We start from the raw sequence: 23,669 nt of genomic DNA, 5'->3' as shown, positions 1-23,669 counted from the left end.
GCCGGCAACCGCAGGGTGCATCCATGGACCATGAAGTTGCCGGCCAGCGGCCGGCACTACCAAATCCGTAGCCTGCCCTCGACCCCACGTACACGCCCGCGCTGGCAAGCTGGGCGTCATGGCTGAACCGCTCCCCCTGCGTCCGCCACCTCCATTGCTGGACGATGCCTGCGCGTTGTTCCTCGATGTTGATGGCACCCTGATCGAATTCGCTGCACGCCCGGATGCCGTGCAGCTGCTGCCCGACGTGCGCGAAGCCATCGGCCGCATCAGCGACCGCCTGGAAGGTGCCGTGGCACTGGTAAGTGGTCGCCCGCTCGAGCAACTGGACCAGTTGTTCGCTCCCCTGCAGCTTCCCGCAGCCGGCCTGCATGGCCACGAACTGCGTGGCGAGGATGGTCGCGTGCTGCGCGACGCACATGATGACGACACCGCCGACTGGCTGCACGCGCTGCACCAGCAGGCCATGCGTTTCGCGCATGGACACCCCGGCGTGCTGGTGGAGGACAAGGGCGTCGGCCTGGCCCTGCACTGGCGCGGCGCACCGAACGCAGCAGCCGATGTGCGCGCCTTTGCCGACCGCCACCTGCGCGGTCGCAGCAGCCATCGCCTGCAGCCCGGCGATCATGTGGTGGAATTCGTGCCGGTCGGCTCCGACAAGGGTCGCGCGGTGCGGCGGATGATGCAGTACCTGCCGTTCCGTGGCCGCCTGCCCGTGTTCATGGGTGACGACCTCACCGATGAGTTCGGCTTTGACGCCGCCAACGGCCAGCACGGCTGGAGTGTGCTGGTGGGTGAACGCGAACCCAGCGCGGCGGTGTTCGCACTGCCCGACATACGCAGCGTGCACGCCTGGCTGCGTGAGAATGCCTATTGACCCGGCCAACCCCCACGGCCGCAACCGAGATGTAGCACGTGATGACCCAACCCGATCTTGATCTGGGCGTGGTCGGCAACGGCAGCTTCGGCGCCCTGGTCGACAAACATGCCCGCGTAGTCTGGAGCTGCCTGCCCACCTTCGACGGCGACCCCACCTTCTGTGCGCTGCTCGGCCCCAACCAGCAGACCGGCGGCGACTTCGCCATCGAGCTGGAGAATTTCAGCAGCAGCGAACAGGAGTACCTGACCAACACCGCGATACTCCGCACCGTGCTGCACGACAGCCACGGCGGCTCGCTGGAAATTCTCGACTTCGCTCCGCGCTGGCGCCAGAACGATCGCTTCTACCGCCCGGTGAGCCTGATCCGCCAGGTGCGTCCACTGGCGGGCAGCCCGCGCATCACCGTACGCGCGCGGCCGCTGGCCGACTGGGGCGCACGCGTGCCCGAGTCCACCTGGGGCAGCAACCACGTGCGCTGGATCCTGCCTGAGCACGTACTGCGGCTGACCACCGATGTGCCGGTGCGGCTGGTGCGCGATGGCCTCCCCTTCGTGCTCAACCATCCGGTCCACCTGATCCTGGGCGTGGACGAATCGCTCGACCGCTCGATCAGCGGCTACGTGCAGGACGCCTTCCAGCGCACCCGCGACTACTGGCGCGAATGGGTGCGCTACCTGTCCATTCCGCTGGAATGGCAGGACGCAGTGATCCGCAGTGCGATCACCCTCAAGCTGTGCCAGTACGAGGACAGCGGCGCGATCATCGCGGCGATGACCACCTCCATTCCCGAAGCGCCCGGCAGCGTGCGCAACTGGGACTACCGTTACTGCTGGCTGCGCGATGCCGCGTTCGTGGTGCGTGCGCTGAACCGCCTCGGCGCGACGCGCACGATGGAACAGTTCCTCGGCTACATCTTCAACCTGGCCAGCAACGATGGCACGCTGCAGCCGCTGTATGGCATCGGCTTCGAAGCCAAGCTGGACGAGGACGAAGTACCCAGCCTGTCCGGTTACCGCGGCATGGGCCCGGTGCGCCGCGGCAACCTGGCCTGGGTGCAGCGCCAGCATGATGTCTATGGCAGCGTGGTACTCGCCTCCACGCAGCTGTTCTTCGATCGTCGCCTGCAGGATCCTGGCGATGCGCACACCTTCGCGCGGCTGGAACCCCTCGGCGAACAGGCCTTCGCCCTGCATGACGTGCCCGATGCCGGCCTGTGGGAGTTCCGCGGCCGCACCGAAGTGCACACCTATACCAGCGCAATGTGCTGGGCCGCCTGCGACCGCCTGTGCAAGATCGCCGTGCGCCTGAAGCGTGATGACCGCGCACGCTACTGGCGCGAGCGCGCCGACACCATCCACGCCCGCATCATGGCCGAAGCCTGGAGCGAAGAACGGGGCCACTTCACCGATACTTTCGGTGGTCATCGCCTGGATGCCTCGTTGCTGCTGCTGGCCGACATCGGCTTCATCGACGCAATGGACGCCCGCTTCGTCGCCACCGTCGAGGCCATCGGCCGTGACCTCAAGCATGGCAACTCGCTGTACCGCTATGTCGCCCCGGATGACTTCGGTGAACCGGAAACCAGCTTCACCATCTGCACGTTCTGGTACATCGATGCGCTGGCCGCGATTGGTCGCATGGAAGAAGCGCGCGAGATGTTCGAGCTGTTGTTGAAGCAGCGCAACCACCTGGGCCTGCTGTCGGAGGATCTGGCCTTCGACAGCGGCGAGGCCTGGGGCAATTTCCCGCAGACCTATTCGCACGTCGGCCTGATCACCGCCGCGATGCGCCTGTCGCGGTCCTGGCAGGAGGCATCGTGAGTCGTCTTGTCGTGGTTTCAAACCGTGTGGCCGTGCCGGGTGAAAACCGCGCCGGCGGCCTCGCGGTCGGCCTGCTGGCCGCACTGAAGGAACGCGGCGGCCTGTGGTTCGGCTGGAGCGGCAAGAGCGTGCGCGATGGCAGTGGCACGCTGCACACGCAGAAGGATGGCGACATCGAGTTCGTCACCCTGGACCTGAGCAAGCGCGAGGTCGATGGCTACTACAACGGCTTCGCCAACCGCACGTTGTGGCCACTGCTGCATTTCCGCCTGGACCTGGTCGATTACGATCGCGGCACCCGCGAGACCTACCACAAGGTCAACGCGCTGTTCGCCGACAAGCTCGCGCCGTTGCTGCGCGAGGACGACATCGTCTGGATCCACGACTACCACCTGATTCCACTGGGCGCGATGCTGCGCGAACGGGGCATCGGCTGCCGCATCGGTTTCTTCCTGCACATCCCGATGCCCTCGGCCGACCTGCTGCAGGCGATGCCCGACCATCTGCGGTTGTTCTCGGCGCTGTATGCCTACGACCTGGTCGGCTTCCAGACCCAGCGCGACGCCGACCGTTTCCAGACCTACCTGCGCCTGTTCGGCGGTGGCAAGGTGCTCGAGAACGGTGAGCTGGAAGCGCCGGGCGGCCGCCGCTTCCGTGCGGCCGCCTTCCCGATCGGCATCGATACCGAACTGATCGCCCGCCAGGCCGGTACCGCTGCCACCAAGGCGGCGGTGAAGAACCTGCGCGCCAGCCTGCGTGACCGCCAGTTGGCGATCGGCGTGGACCGCCTGGACTATTCCAAGGGCCTGCCCGAACGCTTCCTCGGCTTCGAGCGTTACCTGGAACGGCATCCGGACCAGCACGGCTCGCTGACCTACCTTCAGATCGCCCCGGTCTCGCGCGGCGATGTCACCGAGTACCGCCAGCTGCGCAGCCAGCTGGAACAGATCGCCGGGCATATCAATGGTGGCCACGCCGCACCCGACTGGACCCCGCTGCGCTACGTCAACCAGAACTTCACCCATGCCACTCTGACCGGCTTCTACCGCGCTGCGGCGGTGGGTCTGGTGACACCGCTGCGCGATGGCATGAACCTGGTGGCCAAGGAGTACGTGGCCTCGCAGGATCCGGAAGATCCCGGCGTACTGGTGCTGTCGCTGCTGGCCGGCGCCGCCGACGAACTCAAGCAGGCGCTGCTGGTGAACCCGCATGACCTGGACGGCGTCGCCGATGCCATCGCCACCGCGGCGACGATGTCACTGCACCGGCGCAAGGAACGCTGGCACGCGATGATGGAGCACCTGCGCACCTACGACATCAACCACTGGCGACGCAGCTACCTCGACGCGCTGGAGGGCTGAGGGAAAAAGGGGACGGAGGGGATTAAGTCGTTTGTGCACAAACGACTTAATCCCCTCCGTCCCCTTTTTTCTTCAATCCAGGAACCGTGCGGCCTGCTCCGGTGCCGGCAGATAGCAGCCGTCATGCCGCCCGAACCAGCGATAGCGGTTGCGGGCCAGCACGCGGTACGCCGCGTCGCGCCAGCTGCGCGGCAGCACGCGCAATGCACCAGTGAGGCGCCAGCCACCACCGAGTCCTGCCAGCACGCGCAGGATCGCATCGGTATCGGTCCAGGCGCCCTGTTCGTCCAGCAACAGGAACGACATCGGGTCCTGCGGATCCAGCCCGTGCGCGCGCAGCAGGGCGCTGCCCTGCGCACCCTGCATTGCCGCGAAGCGATAGCGTCCCTTGCGATCAAAGCGCAGCAGGAAGCGCACCCAGCGGTTGCACAGTGCGCAGACACCATCGAACACGATCATCGCGCCGCCCGCGTCGGTGGCGGCTTCACTGCGGTTCGAGCCAGCCTTCATAGCGGATCAGGGCTCCTGCCCAGGGCAAGGTCACATCGACCAGGAAAGTGTAGCGCTGGTCGTCCCAGGCCTCGCGGCAACGTACGCCACCAAACCAGCGCGTCGGCAGCGGCAGCAGGCCAAATGCCCAGACCCGCCGCACCGACCAGTCGATGCCACCGTCGCGGGCCTGCAGGTCGAACTCAAAACGCACCGCACCCAACTGCTCGTGCAGATACCCTTCGTGCGCCCACAGCCTCGATACCATCGGCCAGCGGCCGAAGCGTCGTGCCCAGCGTTCACCCTGCCCGTGTGCGCTGAACGCCACCTCGGTCGGCAGCGCCTCGCCATCCCTGGGCAACCGCGCCAGCGCCGCCAGCAGCGGCACCAGCCAGTGCCGGCCGCGCTCGATCCTCGCCTGGCCCACGTAGCGGCAGGGCAGCGGCGCGGCATGCAGTGCCTGCACCGGTGCGGCCAGGGTGGCGAAGGCCGGCCCCAGCACGCGCGCGAACAGCGGCACGCTCAGGGCGCGATCCAGGCCAGGGTTGCCATGCGTCCGGTACGACGATCGCGCCGGTGCGAATACAGGTCCGGATCGGCCATGGTCGACACCGTACCGCCGTGAATCTGCGCCGGGTCCATCCCCGCCGCCTGCAGGCGCTGCCGGGCCAGGGCGAACAGGTCCACCTTCCAGTGGCCAGCACGGGTTGCCACGAATGCAGCCTCGGCGGCCGGATCGTGGCCGACGAAGGCGTGATAGACCTCCTCGCCGATCTCGTAATCGGCCGGTCCGGCCGCCGGGCCCAGCCAGGCGCGCAGCTGCGCCGGCGGGGTGTGCATCGCGGCCACGGTGGCCTCCAGCATGCCGTCGGCCAATCCACGCCAGCCAGCGTGCGCAGCGCCCACCTCGCTGCCATCGACGGCGGCGAACACCACCGGCAGGCAGTCAGCAGTCAGGATCGCCAGCACCACGCCCGGCACCGAGGTCACCGCGGCGTCGGCGACCGGTTCGCTGGCACCGGCCACTGGCGGCGCGTTGAAGCGCAGTACGGTGCTGCTGTGCACCTGGCGCAGCCAATGCGGCACCGACGGCAGCGCCAACCCCTGCTGCAGCAGCTGGCGGTTGTGCTCGACGTTGGCCGGGGTGTCACCATCGGCCGCGTGCCGGTTGCCCAGGTTGAACTGCGCGAACGGCGCCGGCGAGATGCCGGCACCATGCCGCCGCGTGGTCAGCGCGTGGACGCCCGCAGGCGCCGGCCAGTCCGCCTGCAGCAATGGCAGCGCGGCAGCCATCACCAGCGGTCCCGCTCGCGTGCGGCGAAGGCGTCGCTGTCTTCGCGCAGCACCTTCAGCAGGTGCAGCATGTCGGCCGGCACCGGCGCAGTGTTGCGCACCGTCTCACCGGTGATCGGGTGCACGAACTCCAGCGTCTCGGCATGCAGCGCCTGGCGCTTGAAGCCGCGCAGCGCGGCCACCAGCTCGTCGCTGGCGCCCTTGGGCAGCTTCAGCGCGCCGCCGTACAGCGGATCGCCCACGATCGGATGGCGGATGTGTGCCATGTGCACGCGGATCTGGTGGGTACGGCCGGTTTCCAGGCGGCATTCCAGGGCGGTATGTGCACGGAAACGCTCGCGCAGGCGGTAATGGGTCACCGCTTCCTTGCCATCCTCGCGCACGCCCATCTTGAGGCGGTCGCGCGGGTGGCGGTCGATCGGCGCATCGGCAGTGCCGCCGGCCACCAGCGCGCCCATCACGATGGCCAGGTACTGGCGGTGCACGTCGCGTGCGGCCAGCTGCTCGACCAGCGCGGTCTGCGCCTCCAGGGTCTTGGCCACCACCATTACGCCGCTGGTGTCCTTGTCCAGGCGATGCACGATGCCCGCGCGCGGCAGCACCGCCACCGACGGGTCGCGGAACAGCAGGGCGTTGACCAGGGTGCCGCTGTGGTTGCCAGCGCCGGGGTGCACCACCAGGCCGACCGGCTTGTTGATCACCAGCAGGTACTCGTCCTCGAACAGCACGTCCAGCGGGATGTCCTCCGGCTGGGCGTCGGTCTGGGTTTCAAGCACCACGGTGAGGGTGACCACCTCGCCGCCGCGCAGCGGATCGCGCGGACGGGCCTGGGCGCCGTCCAGCAGGACATCGCCGGTCTTGATCCACTCGGTCAGGCGCGAACGCGAGTATTCGGGGAACAATTCGGCCACGACCGCGTCGAAACGGCGGCCGGCAGAGGTGTCGGGGACGATGGCCTGGCGGGCCGATTCAGAGGGTTGTTCAGACATGGCAGGGGGCATTCTTTGAAATTTTGGGGTCCCGGCGGCCGGTTTCAGTCGCTGGACAGGACACTAGGCTATCATCGACCCTTCGTATTCCAGCCGCGTCCCGCCTCGACCTCATGATCCGACGCTCCGTCATGCTCTCTGCGCCCGTCCGCCTCACCGCCCTGTTGCTGGTGCTGGTCATCGCCGCCACCGGTTGCCATCGTGGTGCCAAGAAGGGTGATCGCCCCGATGAAGGGACGCCGGTCGAACAGTTGTACGAGAAGAGCCACAAGCTGATGCAGGGTGGCAACTGGAGCGGCGCCGAAGGCAGCTTCCGCCGTCTGGTGGCCCAGTATCCGTACGGCCCGTACACCGAACAGGCGATGATCGAAACCGCCTATGCCCAGTACAAGGCCGGCAAGCACGATGACGCGGTGTCCAGCATCGACCGCTTCATCCGTACCTACCCGACCCACCGCAACATCGCCTACCTGTACTACCTGCGCGGCCTGGCCAACTCCAACCGCAGTACGGTTTTCCTGCGCCGCGTATGGTCGCTGGATGCAAGCCGCCGCGACCTGTCCACGCCGCACCAGGCGTACTCCGACTTCAACATCGTGGTCGACCGCTACCCGAACAGCCGCTACGCCGCCGATGCGCGCCAGCGCATGCTGGAGCTGCGTGACGTGTTCGCCCAGCACGAGCTGGACAACGCCTTGTACTACATGCGCCGCGGCGCCTGGGTCTCGGCCGCGGGCCGCGCCAACTACCTGCTGGAAACCTACCCGCAGAGCGCTTTCCAGTACGACGCCGTCGCCGTCCTGGCCGATTCCTACACCCACCTGGGCAACAAGACCCTGGCCGACGACGCCCGCCGCGTCCTGCAGCTGAACCAGCCGGACCACCCGTGGCTGGAAGGCAAGTGGCCGAAGTACCCGTGGATGATCCGCAAGCTGAACCCGTTCGCCGGCGAGAAGTCCGCCAGCACCGGCCAGCGCAACGCGCGACTGGAAAAGAAATAAGAAAAAGGCCCCGCGAGGGGCCTTTCTTCTTTCTGTAGAGTCGAGCCGTGCTCGTCTGCTCTCTGCAGGACGCTCAACGCGCGACGGCTTCCCGGGTGCCGCCTAGGAATTCTCCGAATTCCCGGTGGATGCGATGCCGGTCCCAATCGGCGCGGGCAAGGCCCTCCACACTGCGGCGCAACGGCCATCCTGGCCGGCAAGGAGCGCCCCATGACCCCACCGCCCCGCCGTTTGCGGCCCCTGCCCACCCTGATCGCTTCGGCCGTGCTGGCGCTGGCCTCCGGCCCGCTGGGCGCCACCCCGGCCGCACCCGGCGACCTGCTCTCCGCCGCGCCCTATCGCGCCAGCTGGGTGCCGTCTGCGGCCGCCCAGGCCTACAAGCTGCACTACCGCACCCCAGACCACCGTGGCCAGTTGGCCGAAGGCACCGGCCTGCTGTACCTGCCGGGCGGCGCGGCTCCGGTCGGTGGCTGGCCGGTGGTGTCGTGGGCACACGGCACCCAGGGCATCGCCGATCGCTGCGCCCCCTCCGTGTCCGGCCCCTACCAGCCTGAACGCGACGGGCGTTTCCTCGACCTGTTCCTGGCACAGGGCTATGCCGTGGTCGCCGCCGACTACCAGGGCCTCGGCAGCCCCGGTGACCACGCCTACCTGCACGTGCGCACCGCCGCACGCAACGCCATCGATCTGGTCAAGGCCAGCCATCAATACCTCGGCCGCACCACGCTGTCGCCGCGCTGGGTCTCGGTTGGTCATTCGCAGGGCGGTGCCGCCGCACTTGCTGCCGGCCACATCGCAGATGCTTACGGCGGACCATCACTGCGGTACCGCGGCAGCTTCACCACCGGCACGCCCACCGCTGTCGAGCTGACCGCGCTGGTGATGAAACCGGACAACCGCACCGCCAATCCCGGCGCGCTCAACGCCTATCACGCCTATCTGCTGGATGGCCTGCTGCAGGTCGCCCCGCAGATCGACCGCGTGCTCAGCGATGAGGGGCGTGCACGGGTCGCGCTGGCGCGTGGGCAATGCCTGGGCGAACTGGCCGCCACGCTGGAAGGCGCCGATACCGGCGCGATGTTCACCGCACCGCTGACCGACGTGGCGGGCATCTGGACTTTGCTGCACGACTACCTGGGCGTGCCGCGCCGCGGTTTCAGCCAGCCGCTGATGCTGGGCCATGGCAGCGAGGACCGCGACGTGCCGTACCTGACCACCCTGCTGTATGCCGCGGGGCTGGCCCTGCGTGGAGAGCCCGTGGCATTCCGGCGCTATCCGGTCGACCACCGCGGCACGCTGGATGCGGCGGCAGCCGATGGGCTGGCGTTCGTGCGTGCGCGGCTGGGGGACAGCCCGTTCGACGAAGCCACCGAAACCGCCGGCCTCGAACAGCTGCTCGACGAAGCCCGGTAGGTCCACGCCATGCGTGGATACGTGGTGTACGGGGTTGCCGGCCAGCGGCCGGCACGACCTGGTAGCGCCGGGCCATGCCCGGCGACCTGCCCTCAGCCCTTGTAGCCGTTGCTGATCGGGTAGCGGCGCTCACGGCCGAACGCACGCCGCGAGACCTTCGGCCCCGGTGCGGCCTGGTGCCGCTTCCACTCACTGATGCGCACCAGGCGCAGCACGCGGTCGACCACGGCCGCGTCGTAACCGGCCGCAACGATCTCCGTGCGCGACTGCTCCTGGTCGATGTAGCGGTACAGGATGCCGTCCAGCACGTCATAGGCCGGCAGCGAATCCTGGTCCAGCTGGTTCTCGCGCAGCTCGGCCGACGGCGGGCGGCTGATCACCGCCGGCGGGATCACCGGCGCACCGCCCACGGTGTTGCGCCACTTCGACAAGCCGAACACCTCGGTCTTGTACAGGTCCTTCAGCGGCGCGTAGCCACCGCACATGTCGCCGTAGATCGTGGCGTAACCCACCGCATACTCGCTCTTGTTGCCGGTGGTCAGCAGCAGTCCGCCGAACTTGTTGGCCAGCGCCATCAGGATCACGCCACGGCTGCGCGACTGCAGGTTCTCCTCGGTCACGTCCGGGGTGGTGCCTTCGAACATCGGCGCCAGCGATTCCATCAGGCCCTTGAATGCTGGCTCGATCGACACCGCTTCCAGCTTCACGCCCAGCGCCTGGCACTGTTCGGCGGCCAGATCATTGGACAGGCCAGCGGTGTAGCGCGACGGCAGTCGCACTGCGGTGACGTTTTCGGCACCCATTGCATCCACGGCCATCGCCAGCACCAGCGCCGAGTCAATGCCACCGGACAGGCCCAGCCACACTTTCCTGAAGCCGTTCTTGCGGCAGTAGTCCTGGATGCCACGGGTCACAGCACGCCAGGCCAGCGCGTCCATGCTCTCGTCGCCATCGTCCATCCACACGTGCGGCATGAAGCGGCGGGCTTCACCGTCGTACTCCACCACCAGCCACTGGTCGACGAAGGCCGCCGCGGCCGGATGCACGGTACCGTCGCCGTCGGCCACCACCGAAGCACCATCGAATACCAGCGCGTCCTGGCCACCGACCACATTGAGATAGGCGATCGCCGCCCCGCTCTCGCGGGTACGCGCGGCCAGCACGGCATCGCGCTGGGCGTGCTTGCCGCGCTCGTACGGCGAAGCATTGGGCACCACCACCAGCTGCGCACCTTCGCGCACGGTGTCGGCCAGCGGCTCGGCGAACCACAGGTCCTCGCAGATCAGCAGGCCCACCGGAATGCCGTTGACCTCGAACACGCAGCTGCCGCCATCCGGATCGACATCGAAGTAGCGACGCTCGTCGAACACCGCGTAGTTGGGCAGTTCGCGCTTGCGGTAGGTCTGCTCGACCAGACCATCGCGCAGCACGCTGGCGGCGTTGTAGACCACCGCACCTGCTGCCTGCGGCCAGCCGACCACGGCGGTGATGCCACGGCAGGCGGTTGCGATGCGGGTCATCGCCTGCTCGCATTCGTACAGGAAACCGGGGCGCAGCAGCAGGTCCTCCGGCGGATAACCGCTCACGGCCAGCTCGGGGAACATCACCAGCTCGGCGCCGTACTCGTCGCGCGCCTGGCCGATCATCTCGATGATGCGCTCGGTGTTGCCGGCGACATCGCCGACCGGGAAGTCGAACTGCGCCATCGCGATGCGGATCGAAGCCATGGGAATCCAGCCTGTGGTTGCAATGCGGCCATTGTAACGCCGGGGTCAGATCCCTTTTGCGCAGCAAAATGGATCTGATCCCATTCCAGACGCAGAAAGGCCGCCCGGAGGCGGCCTTTCTGTTTCAAGCAGCCGGCCAGCGGCCGGCTCTACAGAATCGTCAGCCGGAGGCAGTCGATCTTATTTCACCAGCTTGGCGATGGCAGCGCCCAGGTCGCCCGGCGAACGCACGGTGACGACGCCAGCGGCTTCCATGGCAGCGAACTTGCCTTCTGCAGTGCCCTTGCCGCCCGAGGCGATCGCACCGGCGTGGCCCATGCGCTTGCCGGCCGGAGCCGACGCACCGGCGATGAAACCGACGACCGGCTTCTTCACGTGGTTCTTGATGTACTCGGCGCCGGCTTCCTCGGCGTCGCCGCCGATTTCGCCAACCATGATGATGCCTTCGGTCTGCGGATCTTCGTTGAACAGCTTCAGGCAGTCGACGAAGTTCAGGCCGTTGATCGGGTCACCACCGATGCCGATGCAGGTGGACTGGCCCAGACCGACTTCGGTGGTCTGCTTGACCGCTTCATAGGTCAGGGTGCCCGAACGCGACACGATGCCGATCTTGCCCGGCTGGTGGATGTGGCCCGGCATGATGCCGATCTTGCACTCACCCGGGGTGATGACGCCCGGGCAGTTCGGCCCGATCAGCACGGTGTCCGGATGCGAACGGGTCAGCACGTTCTTGACGCGCAGCATGTCCAGCACCGGGATGCCTTCGGTGATGCAGACGATGACCTTGATGCCGGCAGCAGCGGCTTCCAGGATCGCGTCGGCCGCGTACGGCGGCGGCACGTAGATGACCGAAGCGTTGGCGCCGGTGCTCTGCACGGCGTCGGCAACGGTGTTGAAGACCGGCAGGTCGATATGGGTGGTGCCACCCTTGCCCGGGGTCACGCCGCCAACAACCTGGGTGCCGTACTCGATCATCTGAGTGGCGTGGAAGGTGCCCTGCTGGCCGGTGAAGCCCTGCACGATCACCTTGGTGCTCTTGTTAATCAAAACAGACATGGGAATTCCTTGGTGTCGGATCAGGCAGCGTTCTTGACAGCTTCAACGATCTTCTTGGCGCCATCGTTGATGTTGTCAGCCGGGATGATGGCCATGCCGCTGTCACGCAGCAGCTGCTTGCCTTCTTCCACGTTGGTGCCTTCCAGGCGCACCACGACCGGAACCTTGACGCCCACTTCCTTCACGGCGGCGATGATGCCTTCGGCAATCATGTCGCAGCGGACGATGCCGCCGAAGATGTTGACGAAGATGCCTTCGACCTTGTCCGAGGACAGGATCAGCTTGAAGGCTTCGATGACGCGCTGCTTGTTGGCACCGCCGCCCACGTCCAGGAAGTTCGCCGGCTCGCCGCCGTTGAGCTTGATGACGTCCATGGTGGCCATGGCCAGGCCTGCGCCGTTGACCATGCAGCCGATGTTGCCGTCCATGGTGACGTAGTTGATGTCCAGCTCCGAAGCGATCACTTCGGTCGGATCTTCCTGGGTCTTGTCGCGCATGGCGACCAGGGCCTTCTGGCGGAACGCGGCGTTGTCGTCGCTGTCGAACTTGCCGTCCAACGCGTACAGGTTGCCGTCGTCCAGGATGGCCAGCGGGTTGATTTCAACCAGCGCCAGGTCCTTTTCGTTGAACAGGCGGTACAGGTTCACCATGATGCTGGCGAACTGGCCGGCCTGCTTGGCGGTCAGGCCCAGCTTGAAGCCGAAATCACGGCCGTGGTAACCCTGCACGCCTTCGACGAAATCGACGTTCAGCGAGTGGATCAGCTCCGGGGTTTCAGCAGCGACCTGCTCGATCTCCACGCCGCCTTCCGAAGAAGCGATGTAGGTGATGGTCTTGGTGCCACGGTCAACCAGCACCGACAGGTACAGTTCCTTGACGATCTCGCCGGCGGTGGTCACCAGCACCAGGTTGACCGGCAGTTCAACGCCAGCGGTCTGGTAGGTGGCCATCTTGGTGCCGAGCATCTTGGCCGCAGCGGCCTTCACGTCGTCGGTGGTCTTGCAGAACTTGACGCCGCCAGCCTTGCCGCGGCCGCCAGCGTGGATCTGCGCCTTGACCATCCAGGGGCCCTGGCCCAGGGAGTTGGCAGCGGCAACAGCTTCGTCCGGGGTCGCAGCGACCTTGCCGGCCGGGACCGGGATGCCGTACTCGGCAAGCAGTTGTTTTGACTGGTATTCGTGGAAATTCATGCGTCACCGTGGGAATAGGAACGACCGCACGCAATTCCTCAGGGCCCCGGCGGGGCGCCGGCATGGACCGCGGCGGGCCCACTATTGTGGCCGAGCCAGCGCCGGGGCGCAAAGAAGTCTGTACAAAACGCCAGACCCGGCCAGATTTCCACCATCATTCAGGCAGTTGCGCCCCGGCCGACGCTGGCCACCGGTATCCAAAGCGGGCCAAATGCGCGATCCGGGCCGCGCCGACGGCGCCCGCCCGGGGGCCCTATACTGGTCGAATCGAGCAGACTCGACGCCACATCGACGCGACGTACCGGCCGGCTTCAGGGGATGCCAGGCAGGCCCGCCGCAGATTCCAGACCCAGGCAGCCAGAAGGGGAGTTCCGGCGTGTCACCCAGTGCTTCATTGATCGACCGCATCGAATCGATTCCGCGGCGTGAGCTGTATTTCTTCGCGCTGTACCGGGTGCTGATCGCCGCGGTCATCGCCGGCCTGCTGTACAGCCCGTTGTCGGCCATGGTCGGCGAAGCGCATCACCCGCGCCTGGCCGATACCGTCGCGGCGATCTATCTGCTGCTGTCGCTGCTGGCCCTGGTGATCGGCCGCAACGAGCGCTGGCTGCGCCCGATCGTGGTCAGCAGCGTGCTGGTCGACATCATCGCCGCCACCTTGCTCTCACATGCACTGCCCGGTGCCAGCGCCGGCATCTCGATGTCGCTGCTGTTCAACATCGCCGCTGCTGCCACCCTGCTGCCACTGAGCTGGGGCCTGGGCCTGGCGATCGCCGCCAGCCTGGCCACGGGTGCGGAATACAGCTGGAAACTACTGGAAGGGGGCGACCCCACACGCACCCTCGCCGAGCTGGCGATGTTCGCCACCAGCTACCTGGCGCTGGCCTTCATCAGCTTCCAGGTGGGCAACCGCGCGCGCCGCAACCAGCAACTGGCCAACCAGCGCGGCGATGAAGTGGCCAACCTGTTCCAGATCAACGAACTGATCATCCGCCGCATGCGCACCGGCGTGCTGGTGGTGGATGCCGACAGCCGCATCACCCTGGCCAACGAAGCCGCCTCGATGCTGCTGGGCGACAGCGATGGCAACGGCGAAAGTGGGCGCCTGGACCTGACCAGCGCCGCGCCGGAACTGGCCCGCCGCCTGCAGCGCTGGCGCAACGGCTGGGCGCAGGACGAGCTGCCGCTGCAGCTCAACCCCGACCAGCCCGAGGTACAGCCGCGCTTTGCCCGCCTGCTGGCCGGCAGCGAACTGGCGCTGGTGTTCCTGGACGACTCCAGCGTGGTCTCGCGCCGCGCCGAATCACTCACCCTGTCGGCGATGGGGCGCTTCTCGGCCAGCCTGGCGCACGAGATCCGCAATCCGCTGGCGGCGATCAACTACGCCGTGCAGTTGCTGGAGGAAGGCACCGGCTTCAACGAAAGCGACCGCCGCCTGCTGCAGATCATCCGCCAGCAGTGCCAGCGCACCAACGGCATTGTCGAGAGCGTGCTGGGCCTGGCCCGGCGCGAGCGCGCCACCCCCGAGAACGTAGACCTGGCCGCGTTCGTGCGCCGCTTCGTGCTGGAGTACAAACAGGGGCAGACGTTGGAGACCGACAGCATCGAGCCGATCATCAACGACAGTTCGGTGATGGCCCAGGTCGATGCGAAGCATCTCTACCAGGTGCTGACCGTGCTGGTGCACAACGCACTGAAGTACGGCCGCATCGGCCAGCAACCCGCACGCGTACGGCTGCGCGTGGCGCAGCACGAGCGCAGCGCGGTGATCGACGTGATGGACCGTGGTCCGGGTATTCCAGAGAGCGTTGCCGCGCAGCTGTTCCGGCCGTTCTTCACCACCTCCGAGCATGGCACCGGCCTGGGACTGTATATCGCCCGCGAACTGTGCCGGGCCAACCAGGCACGGCTGGACTACATTCCAGTGCCGGCCGGCGGCTCCTGCTTCCGCCTGGTGCTGCCCGGCCCGCACACGCTGTTGCCCACCTGATTCCGATTCTGTGCGTCAAACATTTGTCGCTTCCAGCCCCCTCGTTTATCTTTCACGCCCATGAACGAAACCCGCAGCGCCCTCGTCGTCGACGATGAACGCGACATCCGCGAACTGCTGGTACTGACCCTCGGCCGCATGGGGCTGCGTATCAGTACCGCCGCCAACCTGGCCGAAGCGCGCGAGCTGCTGGCCAGCAATCCGTACGACCTGTGCATCACCGACATGCGACTGCCCGATGGCAACGGCATCGAACTGGTCAGCGAGATTGCCCAGCACTACCCGCGCACGCCAGTGGCGATGATCACCGCCTTCGGCAGCATGGACCTGGCCGTGGAAGCACTGAAGGCCGGTGCCTTCGACTTCGTCAGCAAGCCGGTGGACATCGCCGTGCTGCGTGGACTGGTCAAGCACGCACTGGAACTCAACAACGCCGAACGCCCGCTGCCCGGCCCCAATGCCGAACAAGGCGCACGCCTGCTGGGCGCTTCGCCGGCCATGGACGTGCTGCGCACCACCATCGGCAAGGTCGCGCGCAGCCAGGCGCCGGTCTACATCCTGGGAGAGTCCGGCGTTGGCAAGGAACTGGTCGCACGCACCATCCACGCCCAGGGCGCGCGCGCGGCCGGACCGTTCATTCCGGTCAACTGCGGCGCCATTCCCGGCGAGCTGATGGAAAGCGAGTTCTTCGGCCATCGCAAGGGCAGCTTCAGCGGCGCCCACGCCGACAAGCCCGGCCTGTTCCAGGCCGCGCACGGCGGCACCCTGTTCCTGGACGAAGTGGCCGAGCTGCCGCTGCAGATGCAGGTGAAACTGCTGCGCGCGATCCAGGAGAAGTCGGTGCGACCGGTCGGTGCGGCCAACGAAGAGCCGGTGGACGTGCGCATCCTCTCCGCCACCCACCGCGATCTGGCCGAGCTGGTCGAGGACGGGCGTTTCCGCCACGACCTGTACTACCGCATCAACGTGATCGAACTGAGGGTGCCGCCGCTGCGCGAGCGGCGCCAGGACCTGCCGGAGCTGGCCGCGGCAGTGCTGGCACGACTGGCCCGCAGCCACGGCCGCGCCACCCCGCTGCTGGCGCCGTCGGCGCTGGAGGCACTGGCGCAGTACGCCTTCCCCGGCAACGTGCGCGAACTGGAGAACATCCTGGAACGGGCGCTGGCGCTGGCCGAGGAAGACTGCATCGGTGCAGACGACCTGCGCCTGCCGCAGCATGCCCCGCGCGTCCCCGGCGGTGCGGCTCCTGCCGAAGCCGTGGCTGACCTGCAGCCTGGCAGCGCCGCCCTGCCCTCGTACATCGAGCAGCTGGAGCGCAGTGCCATCCAGCGCGCGCTGGAAGAGAACCGCTGGAACAAGACCCGCACCGCCGCACAGCTGGGCATCACCTTCCGCGCGCTGCGCTACAAGCTGAAGAAGCTGGGAATGGAGTAATCAGCCGGGTCGGATCCCTTTCCGCAGGAAAGGGCTCTGACCCGATGCCGACCGACGTCATCCACGCATGGCGTGGATCGACGTCAATCCTTGGTCACGCGGTTGATCTCGGCCAGGCTGGTCACGCCTGCCGCCGCCTTCTTCAACGCCGACTGCCGCAGGTCATTCACCCCGATCTGCTGCGCCGCCTCGGCAATCTGCAGTGCATTGCCGCCAGCCAGCACGATGGTGGCGATCTCATCGGTCATCGGCATCACCTGGTAGATACCGGTACGGCCCTTGTAACCCTCGGTGCACTCGTCGCAGCCCACTGCCTCGTACAACTGGATGCCCGCATCCAGCTGCGCCTGGGTGAAGCCCTCGGCCAGCAGCGCATGCTCCGGCAGAGTGGATGGGCGCTTGCAGTTGCCGCACAACCGGCGTGCCAGGCGCTGCGCGATCACCAGCGTCACCGAGCTGGTGATGTTGTACGGCGCAATGCCCATGTTCATCAGTCGCGCGATGGTCTGCGGCGCATCGTTGGTATGCAGCGTGGACAGCACCATGTGGCCGGTTTGCGCCGCCTTGATCGCGATCTCCGCCGTCTCCAGGTCGCGGATTTCGCCGACCATGATGATGTCCGGGTCCTGTCGCAGGAACGAGCGCAGCGCGGCAGCGAAGGTCATGCCGCGCTTGTTGTTCTGCTGCACCTGGTTGACGCCGGGCAGGCGGATTTCCACCGGATCTTCGGCGGTGGAGATGTTGCGCGTCTCGTCGTTGAGAATGCCCAGCGCGGTATACAGCGACACGGTCTTGCCCGAACCGGTCGGGCCGGTCACCAGCACCATGCCGTACGGCTTGTGGATGGCGTCGTGGAACAGCTTCTGCTGGTCCGGCTCGTAGCCCAGCTTGTCGATACCCAGCTTGGCCGCGCTGCCATCCAGGATACGCAGCACCACCTTCTCGCCGAACAGGGTCGGCAGCGTGCTGACGCGGAAGTCGATCTGCTTGGTCTTGGACAGGTTGAGCTTGATGCGTCCGTCCTGCGGCACGCGCTTCTCGGCGATGTCCAGCTGCGCCATCACCTTCAGGCGCGCGGCGATGCGCTGGTTCAACTTCACCGGCGCGCGCGCCACCATCTTCAACAGGCCGTCGATGCGCAGGCGCACACGGTAATCGTCTTCGTAGGGCTCGAAATGGATGTCCGACGCGCCCTTGCGGATCGCATCGACCAGCACCTTGTTGACGAACTTCACCACCGGGGTGTCGTCGCCCTTGGCGTCGATGCCGGAGTCGGTGCCCGCCCCATCTTCGTCACCGAGGCCGACATCAAGGTTGGCCATACCCTCGTCATCGCCGCTCAGCGCATCGCCAATGGTGTCGTGGCTGGCGTGCCACTGTTCCAGCGTGCGGCGGATCTGGTCCTCATCGACCAGGATCGGCTCCACCACCAAGTTGGTGTGGAACTTGATCTCGTCCAGCGCATGGGTCGGATTGCTGGTGCCGACGAACAGCTTGCCGCCGCGTTTGAACAGCGGCAGCACGTTGTGCTTGCGCAGCAGTTCCTCGCTGACCAGGCTCATCGCGTTCTGGCTGGCATCGAACGTGGATACGTCGAACAAGGGCATGCCGAACTCGACCGCGTTGGCGGCGGCGAGCTGCGAGGCACTGACCAGCTTGTTCTGCGCGAACCACGTAGGCAGCGGCTGGCGCGCGGCCGCGGCCTTGGCCATGGCGTCGCGGGCGCTGGCCTCATCCATGGCCCCATCCTGGACCAGGCGGCGGGCCAGGCCGGTGATGCCGACGAGGTTAGGGGTGGTGACTGCGCTCATACGCTTCCTTTACTGGCCCAAGACGGCCGCCGTGACGGCCATAGTGTTGTCTACAGGGGTTACATACTAACCGCGCAGCCCGTGTGAACGCTTGTCCAGACACCCAAAGTCCGCCTTCAGAACGGCTGCTCCCGATGCCAATCCCAGGCGCTTCCGACGATGGCTACCAGGTCCTTCCAGCTTCGCTCCCATCCCAGTTCCCGGTGTGCCTTTGCACTGGAGGCCACCAGCCGGGCCGGATCCCCAGCACGGCGGTCGACGATTTCAAGAGGTACTGCGCGCCCGACCACCTTCGCCGCGGCCTCAACGATATCCATGACTGAGTAGCCTTGTTCACTGCCCAGATTGAAGTCATGGGTTCCAGGACTCCGCTCCATCAGGTTCATCGCCAACCCATGGGCACGCGCGAGATCCTGCACATGCACATAGTCCCGTACGCAGGTCCCGTCAGGTGTGGGGTAGTCCGCGCCAAATACCTTCAGCGGTGGCGCCTGCCCGGCGGCGGCCCTGAGCACGTTCGGAATCAGGTGAGTCTCGCACGCATGCGCCTCACCTATACCGTGTTCAGGAAGAGCACCGGCAGCATTGAAGTAACGAAGCACCACCGATGACAAACCATATGCCTCACAAGCGTCAGCAAGCATCCGCTCGACCATCAACTTGCTGGCACCATACGGATTGATCGGCTGCATCGGCTGCTGTTCGTCGATAAGGGAAGCAGACGACTGCCCGAACACAGCCGCCGTGGATGAAAAAACCAACTTGCCTATATCCCGGCGCCGCAGCTGTGCCAGCAGATTCAGCGTGCCGGCCACATTGTTCCGATAGGTGGAGAATGGATCGACGACTGAAGACGCAACCAACGAATTCGCAGCGAAGTGCATCACCACGTCAAAGCGCCGACCGCTGAACGCACGCGCCAGCGAAGACTCGTCCAGCAGATCTGCCTGGATGAACTCCCCCCATTTCACTGCCTGCCGGTGACCGGTGGACAGGTTGTCCAGCACGGTTACGCCATGGCCCTGTTCGGCCAGCCACTGTGACATATGGCTACCAATGTAACCCGCCCCTCCACAGACAAGGACGCTCCACATCTGCATGACTCCACATCAGATCGAATATCACGCCGGACTATAGCCCTCCCCAATCCCCGGCAGACACCAGGAAGGAAGCATGAGGGCTGTCAGGGCTCAGGCGTTGGCCTCTTCGTGGTATTCATCGTCCACATTGATTGACCACAGCCGACTCTTGTCCACGTTGCCGGACAGGATCTGATCAGCAGCCTCTTTGGCTGTCAGCATCGAGTGATCCTGATTGTTGTAGCGGTGCATACCATTGCGCCCAACCAGGAACAGGTTCTGCACCTGATCCAATGCAGACCGCAATCGGTCGAACTGAGCGTAGGCGTCACCAAAGTAACCCGGATAGGCTTTGGGTACTCGGATCACAACTGCATCCTGCGCATGCTCAGCGGTGACCAGACCGATCTGGAGCATCTCGCGTTGGGCCAGTGCCTGCAGGTCGGCATCATCCATGTTCCACAGTGGATCAGTCTCTCGGCAGAAGAACTCGAGCCCCATCCATACCTTCGATGCGTCACGAACCATGTACGGGCTCCAGTTGTTGAAGACCTGTACGCGCCCAACGTTCACACCCGGCTCCTGAATGTAAATCCAGTTGTCGCCCAGTGTCCGCGGAAGATCGGCAGCATCGTAAAGCAGCCCGACGGTGATGAAATCACGGTATTGCAGCCCATCGGCGATCGCAGCCACATCCTCGGGCCAGCTTGACCGCGAGGCGGACACCAGCTCACGCACGGGCATGGTCGAGACCACGTGCGAGCACTCCAATTTGAAGGCCTCGCCAGTCCCGGACTGTACGGTGACGCTGTGCACCAGAGCTTCGCCCACTTCCAGGCCAACAGCGCGATGCTTCATCAACAACGTGCCACCACGCGCGACGAACTGCGCGGCAGCCATTTCCCACATCTCACCGGGGCCATGCTTCGGATACAGGAAGTGCTCGATCAATGAAGTCTGTTCAGCCTTCCCGTTCAAGCCCAGCGCGCTTCGCGCAGCGTGCAACACCGCCTTGGTGATCGACAGGCTCTTGATGCGTTGCGCACCCCATTCGGCACTGATCTGGTTGCAGGGCACACCCCAGACCTTCTCGGTGTACTCCTTGAAGAACTGTCGATAAAGACGCTTCCCGAAGCGGTTCACGAGGAAGTCCTCCAGGCTCACTTCCGGCTCGATCTTGCTGACCTGCGAGCGCAGGTAGCTGAAACCGAACAATACGGACTTGCCCAACCCCAGGTTGCGGAAACTGTCCGCATTCAACTTCAACGGGTAAGAGAAAAAGCGCCGATTGAAATAGATGCGCGACAAGCGGTTGCGTACCAGCATCGCCGTCGGCTGTGAGCTCTCTGCCACAGGTGCACCCGTCGGCAAGCCCTCACGCACCTGGCCCTGGTAGCGAAGGTTCAACGGAACGTCGCCTGTGTGTTCGATGGGCATCAGGTTGGCCCACCACTGCATCACCCAGTCCGATTTCGAAAAGAACCGGTGCCCACCAATATCGATGCGGTTGCCATTGTGATTGACCGTGCGCGAGATGCCACCCACGCAGTCGTCCGCCTCCAGCACCGTGACCTGCACACCCGGCTGCCCCACCAGCTCCAACGCGGCAGTCAAACCCGCCGGACCCGCACCGATGATTACTACATGCTTGCTCATGCCACCTCCCCGATGGCCCGTTCGCGCCCCCGCGACCGGAAAAGAATCAACTTGCGCAATGCGAAGTTCGACGTGAACGAAAACCCGACCGCAACGAGCCTGGCAATGCTCCCAGGCACACCAAGCCACTCAATGCAGACCCACATCACGCCCTGAACGACCAGCAGACCGAAGCAACCAATCAGCACGAATATGGCCAGCTCCGCCGAGGCAGAGCTGACCACGCGCCGCGCGAACACCCAGCGTACGCTTATTAAATAGGCCACCACGCTTCCTGCAAGGAAGCCACCTGCAGCGGCGTAGTACCAGCCGCTCCACCAGCGCGAGAGCAATGCAAACGTGCCGAGGTCCACGCACAAGGCAACGGCCGATGCCATCAGATAGCGTGTGCCTTCCGCCACGATTGCGAAGCGGGCATGCATCTGCTGCACCAAGCCGCGAACGGCACGATCAGGTTTCATTCAAACGCTCCGGGTCGAGAAGCCGATTTTCGCTCTCTGGAGTTCCCTGCCCAGCCCAGTCACTGCATCGGTAGAGATAGAACGTGCCCAGCGGCGCCCCGCTGTCTGGATGCCGGGGCGTCCAGTGTCCCAGTACATGCTCCTGCTGCCGGAACGGCAGAACGAAATAGTCCGGCGCCGGTACGTCCCTGTAGGGTGAGCACATGTATTGCAGACCTGGCTTTCCGATCCAACAGGCATGCGGATCCTTGTTGACAGCATTGACCATGTCACAGATCTCGCCTTGGCTATTGACCGGCCCGACCTGCAGCTGACGCTGGATGCCCTGCATAGAGGTGCCGCGATTGAACATCTGCCCTGACAACTGGAAGATGCTGAAGTAATTTGCGCGATTGAGCACCAGCCACGGCCCTAGCGGTGAAGGTTCGGTTGCATACCAGTAGACGCTTGCATCGCGCGGCAGTGCGGTACCAAACACATTGGCGCCAGGGGATCCCTCCATTACCCGCGTCCACGGACTTCTAGAGTCCCAGAGCAAGAACGAGCCCACCAGCCCAACAATACTCAACGCCCCGAGCAGAGCCCCCCATCGTGGGCCACGCCCATAGAGCCAGACCAGACCGAAGCTCAGCGCTCCGGCAAACAAGGGATAGCCCAGGATCACGACGTCTTGGCGAACCCGCTCGAAATCACCACCGAACACCTCGAACACCAGCCACGCACGCATCTGATAGCGGAATGCCGCCGCGACAATTACCGCAACCAGCCCTACCAAAACAATCGCCCTAGTTGGCGCACTCACTTTGCGTGTCGCATGCGGCCACAGAATGTGGAGTGGGATGAGACCGAGCACAGCCCAAGGAAGCGTGATCCGCGAGATACTGGCACCCGTCAGCGCAATAGCCACCAAGAGCACCACGGGCACCCATTCACGAGGTGTGCGCTGCCACTGCTCCCAGACTAGATAGGGAATACCTGCCATTGCCAGCCAATGCACGAGCCACAGCACGCGCCACGACTGCAGGCCAACCGGTAGTACAAGCTGCAGCAAATCTGCAAGCACAGCGCTGAACGTCATGCCGATGGCAAACGCGGCCAGAGCAGCGGTACAGAACTGCGCGAGCAGACTGTCGGCTTGCGTACGCCGGCTCAACAGGTAAAGGAAGTAGAAATCAGCTAGGACAATGCACCAGTCCCTGGGTTCCCATGTACCCAGATAGATCTGGCCACTAGACATGTAGATGAGTTCCCACCAGTCATAGTCAATCGCCGTCACTAGGCCTGCAAAAGGCCCGACACGGAATACCGCAAGGACAACGACGGGAACCAGCGTCAACAGCGACCAAAGCCAGCGGCGGTCGTGCAGAACCAGCCAGCACCATGCCAGCAACACCGCGGCAAACCCCTGCAGCGGATGAAGAATGCCGGCTGCGCCGAGCACCAAGATGCCAGACATGTGCTTGCGCCGCACCAGCAACCCCAGCCCGAGAAGCGCCATCGCCTCTGCATAGGGACGCGACGTGAGGAAGGGCTCGGCATACGCAAAAATGCTGTAGGCGCCATAGCGTGTCGGCATCACGATGAGTGCCAACAATGCCGGCCAGCGCCAAGCTGGTGGGAACAGCGCTCGAATCAGATACCAGCTGGCGCCGTAGAATGCGATACGTCCGAGCAGGCTCAGGACGAGAAAAAGGCCACCAGATTGGAAGTGGCCAAGCAAGGACGCCAGCAGCTGCGGGAACAGAGTGAAGTCGGCCTGGCTGCCGGCAACGAAGAACAAGTCACGGTTGAAGATATCCGGGTCGAGCAGGCGCAACGCCTGCGCCAGATACAAGGTGGCATCATGGCGTATTCCGGTATATGGCCGCAGATAGATAACAAGCGCCAGCGCAAAGCACCATGGCGCAAGCCTGCGCAGTGTCGACATCCCCACAACGCGTCCCCAATGTTCCCCATGAAAAGCAAACCCCGCGTTATGCGGGGCTGCTTCTGGACCGCTATAACACTGTGCTGGCAAAA

General features: G+C 65.3%; 19 protein-coding genes. 7 read left to right on the top strand and 12 right to left on the bottom strand.

The features are described 5' to 3' along the window. Positions 1-118 precede the first annotated feature (118 nt). The 3 genes from otsB to otsA are packed head-to-tail and all read left to right on the top strand — an operon-like array spanning position 119 to position 4,061. Positions 119-877: a trehalose-phosphatase gene (otsB, locus tag AC07M7_RS03540; RefSeq protein ID WP_065723853.1), complete on the top strand. Its 759-nt coding sequence runs from the start codon at positions 119-121 to the stop codon at positions 875-877. Positions 878-918: 41 nt separating this feature from the next. After that, positions 919-2,700, top strand: coding sequence for a glycoside hydrolase family 15 protein (locus AC07M7_RS03535; RefSeq protein ID WP_495206746.1), 1,782 nt, complete (start codon positions 919-921; stop codon positions 2,698-2,700). Continuing rightward, a complete protein-coding gene (gene otsA / locus AC07M7_RS03530; protein WP_136639327.1) occupies positions 2,697-4,061 on the top strand; it encodes an alpha,alpha-trehalose-phosphate synthase (UDP-forming) in 1,365 nt (454 codons plus the stop codon). The genes AC07M7_RS03535 and otsA overlap by 4 nt, the downstream gene beginning before the upstream one ends. Positions 4,062-4,133: 72 nt before the next feature. On the opposite strand, the gene AC07M7_RS03525 is transcribed toward otsA, so the two are convergent. From AC07M7_RS03525 to rluD, 4 genes are read right to left on the bottom strand one after another with little or no spacing between them, the layout of a single operon-like run. Continuing rightward, on the bottom strand, positions 4,134-4,571 hold the full coding sequence (locus AC07M7_RS03525) for a thiol-disulfide oxidoreductase DCC family protein (protein WP_495206745.1): 438 nt from the start codon (positions 4,569-4,571) through the stop codon (positions 4,134-4,136). Then, positions 4,546-5,070, bottom strand: coding sequence for a DUF4166 domain-containing protein (locus AC07M7_RS03520; protein ID WP_495206744.1), 525 nt, complete (start codon positions 5,068-5,070; stop codon positions 4,546-4,548). The genes AC07M7_RS03525 and AC07M7_RS03520 overlap by 26 nt, the downstream gene beginning before the upstream one ends. A gap of 2 nt (positions 5,071-5,072) precedes the next feature. Beyond that, the gene (gene pgeF, locus AC07M7_RS03515; RefSeq protein ID WP_495206743.1) at positions 5,073-5,843 is read right to left on the bottom strand and encodes a peptidoglycan editing factor PgeF; all 771 of its coding nucleotides are present in this window, start codon (positions 5,841-5,843) and stop codon (positions 5,073-5,075) included. Then, the gene (gene rluD, locus AC07M7_RS03510) at positions 5,843-6,832 is read right to left on the bottom strand and encodes a 23S rRNA pseudouridine(1911/1915/1917) synthase RluD (protein ID WP_080103094.1); all 990 of its coding nucleotides are present in this window, start codon (positions 6,830-6,832) and stop codon (positions 5,843-5,845) included. The genes pgeF and rluD overlap by 1 nt, the downstream gene beginning before the upstream one ends. 113 nt (positions 6,833-6,945) lie before the next feature. On the opposite strand from rluD, the gene AC07M7_RS03505 reads away from it, so the two are divergent. Together AC07M7_RS03505 and AC07M7_RS03500 are read left to right on the top strand one after the other, a co-directional pair. After that, positions 6,946-7,833, top strand: coding sequence for an outer membrane protein assembly factor BamD (locus tag AC07M7_RS03505; RefSeq protein WP_447782391.1), 888 nt, complete (start codon positions 6,946-6,948; stop codon positions 7,831-7,833). 210 nt (positions 7,834-8,043) lie between these two features. Beyond that, the gene (locus tag AC07M7_RS03500) at positions 8,044-9,246 is read left to right on the top strand and encodes a lipase family protein (RefSeq protein ID WP_495206742.1); all 1,203 of its coding nucleotides are present in this window, start codon (positions 8,044-8,046) and stop codon (positions 9,244-9,246) included. A 92-nt stretch (positions 9,247-9,338) separates the two neighbouring features. Here AC07M7_RS03500 and AC07M7_RS03495 read toward each other — a convergent pair whose 3' ends face one another. The 3 genes from AC07M7_RS03495 to sucC all read right to left on the bottom strand — a co-directional run bounded on the left by AC07M7_RS03495 (position 9,339) and on the right by sucC (position 13,219). Further along, a complete protein-coding gene (locus tag AC07M7_RS03495) occupies positions 9,339-10,973 on the bottom strand; it encodes an NAD+ synthase (RefSeq protein ID WP_495206741.1) in 1,635 nt (544 codons plus the stop codon). 180 nt (positions 10,974-11,153) lie between these two features. Then, on the bottom strand, positions 11,154-12,029 hold the full coding sequence (sucD, locus tag AC07M7_RS03490; protein ID WP_495206740.1) for a succinate--CoA ligase subunit alpha: 876 nt from the start codon (positions 12,027-12,029) through the stop codon (positions 11,154-11,156). 20 nt (positions 12,030-12,049) lie between these two features. Continuing rightward, complete coding sequence (gene sucC, locus AC07M7_RS03485) at positions 12,050-13,219, bottom strand: ADP-forming succinate--CoA ligase subunit beta (RefSeq protein WP_004154430.1); 1,170 nt, start codon at positions 13,217-13,219, stop codon at positions 12,050-12,052. A gap of 376 nt (positions 13,220-13,595) precedes the next feature. On the opposite strand from sucC, the gene AC07M7_RS03480 reads away from it, so the two are divergent. Both AC07M7_RS03480 and AC07M7_RS03475 read left to right on the top strand, forming a co-directional pair. Beyond that, entirely contained in the window at positions 13,596-15,209 is a 1,614-nt protein-coding gene (locus tag AC07M7_RS03480; RefSeq protein WP_046985447.1) for a sensor histidine kinase, read from the top strand. A gap of 60 nt (positions 15,210-15,269) precedes the next feature. After that, positions 15,270-16,643, top strand: a complete 1,374-nt coding sequence (locus tag AC07M7_RS03475) for a sigma-54-dependent transcriptional regulator (protein ID WP_337302840.1) — start codon at positions 15,270-15,272, stop codon at positions 16,641-16,643. 83 nt (positions 16,644-16,726) lie between these two features. On the opposite strand, the gene pilB is transcribed toward AC07M7_RS03475, so the two are convergent. The 5 genes from pilB to AC07M7_RS03450 all read right to left on the bottom strand — a co-directional run bounded on the left by pilB (position 16,727) and on the right by AC07M7_RS03450 (position 23,577). Next, on the bottom strand, positions 16,727-18,454 hold the full coding sequence (gene pilB / locus AC07M7_RS03470) for a type IV-A pilus assembly ATPase PilB (RefSeq protein WP_495206739.1): 1,728 nt from the start codon (positions 18,452-18,454) through the stop codon (positions 16,727-16,729). Positions 18,455-18,570: 116 nt separating this feature from the next. Then, a complete protein-coding gene (gene galE / locus AC07M7_RS03465) occupies positions 18,571-19,548 on the bottom strand; it encodes a UDP-glucose 4-epimerase GalE (RefSeq protein WP_495206837.1) in 978 nt (325 codons plus the stop codon). A 96-nt stretch (positions 19,549-19,644) separates the two neighbouring features. Continuing rightward, the gene (locus tag AC07M7_RS03460; protein ID WP_495206738.1) at positions 19,645-21,189 is read right to left on the bottom strand and encodes an NAD(P)/FAD-dependent oxidoreductase; all 1,545 of its coding nucleotides are present in this window, start codon (positions 21,187-21,189) and stop codon (positions 19,645-19,647) included. Further along, on the bottom strand, positions 21,186-21,650 hold the full coding sequence (locus AC07M7_RS03455; RefSeq protein WP_495206737.1) for a GtrA family protein: 465 nt from the start codon (positions 21,648-21,650) through the stop codon (positions 21,186-21,188). The genes AC07M7_RS03460 and AC07M7_RS03455 overlap by 4 nt, the downstream gene beginning before the upstream one ends. After that, the gene (locus AC07M7_RS03450; RefSeq protein WP_495206736.1) at positions 21,640-23,577 is read right to left on the bottom strand and encodes a hypothetical protein; all 1,938 of its coding nucleotides are present in this window, start codon (positions 23,575-23,577) and stop codon (positions 21,640-21,642) included. Before AC07M7_RS03450 ends, AC07M7_RS03455 begins: the two co-directional genes overlap by 11 nt. Positions 23,578-23,669: the final 92 nt, after the last annotated feature.

The organism is Stenotrophomonas sp. GW821-FHT09E08 (assembly GCF_059416125.1).
This window is presented reverse-complemented; position numbering and strand designations above follow the sequence as displayed.

What these genes read in the sequence shown, in the direction of transcription:
- otsB (WP_065723853.1), top strand. Translation starts at nt 119, where the DNA reads ATGGCTGAACCGCTCCCCCTGCGTCCGCCACCTCCATTGCTGGACGAT.
- AC07M7_RS03535 (WP_495206746.1), top strand. Translation starts at nt 919, where the DNA reads ATGACCCAACCCGATCTTGATCTGGGCGTGGTCGGCAACGGCAGCTTC.
- AC07M7_RS03525 (WP_495206745.1), bottom strand. Translation starts at nt 4,571, where the DNA reads ATGAAGGCTGGCTCGAACCGCAGTGAAGCCGCCACCGACGCGGGCGGC.
- pgeF (WP_495206743.1), bottom strand. Translation starts at nt 5,843, where the DNA reads ATGGCTGCCGCGCTGCCATTGCTGCAGGCGGACTGGCCGGCGCCTGCG.
- rluD (WP_080103094.1), bottom strand. Translation starts at nt 6,832, where the DNA reads ATGTCTGAACAACCCTCTGAATCGGCCCGCCAGGCCATCGTCCCCGAC.
- AC07M7_RS03505 (WP_447782391.1), top strand. Translation starts at nt 6,946, where the DNA reads ATGATCCGACGCTCCGTCATGCTCTCTGCGCCCGTCCGCCTCACCGCC.
- AC07M7_RS03500 (WP_495206742.1), top strand. Translation starts at nt 8,044, where the DNA reads ATGACCCCACCGCCCCGCCGTTTGCGGCCCCTGCCCACCCTGATCGCT.
- AC07M7_RS03495 (WP_495206741.1), bottom strand. Translation starts at nt 10,973, where the DNA reads ATGGCTTCGATCCGCATCGCGATGGCGCAGTTCGACTTCCCGGTCGGC.
- sucD (WP_495206740.1), bottom strand. Translation starts at nt 12,029, where the DNA reads ATGTCTGTTTTGATTAACAAGAGCACCAAGGTGATCGTGCAGGGCTTC.
- sucC (WP_004154430.1), bottom strand. Translation starts at nt 13,219, where the DNA reads ATGAATTTCCACGAATACCAGTCAAAACAACTGCTTGCCGAGTACGGC.
- AC07M7_RS03475 (WP_337302840.1), top strand. Translation starts at nt 15,270, where the DNA reads ATGAACGAAACCCGCAGCGCCCTCGTCGTCGACGATGAACGCGACATC.
- pilB (WP_495206739.1), bottom strand. Translation starts at nt 18,454, where the DNA reads ATGAGCGCAGTCACCACCCCTAACCTCGTCGGCATCACCGGCCTGGCC.
- galE (WP_495206837.1), bottom strand. Translation starts at nt 19,548, where the DNA reads ATGTGGAGCGTCCTTGTCTGTGGAGGGGCGGGTTACATTGGTAGCCAT.
- AC07M7_RS03460 (WP_495206738.1), bottom strand. Translation starts at nt 21,189, where the DNA reads ATGAGCAAGCATGTAGTAATCATCGGTGCGGGTCCGGCGGGTTTGACT.
- AC07M7_RS03455 (WP_495206737.1), bottom strand. Translation starts at nt 21,650, where the DNA reads ATGAAACCTGATCGTGCCGTTCGCGGCTTGGTGCAGCAGATGCATGCC.
- AC07M7_RS03450 (WP_495206736.1), bottom strand. Translation starts at nt 23,577, where the DNA reads ATGTCGACACTGCGCAGGCTTGCGCCATGGTGCTTTGCGCTGGCGCTT.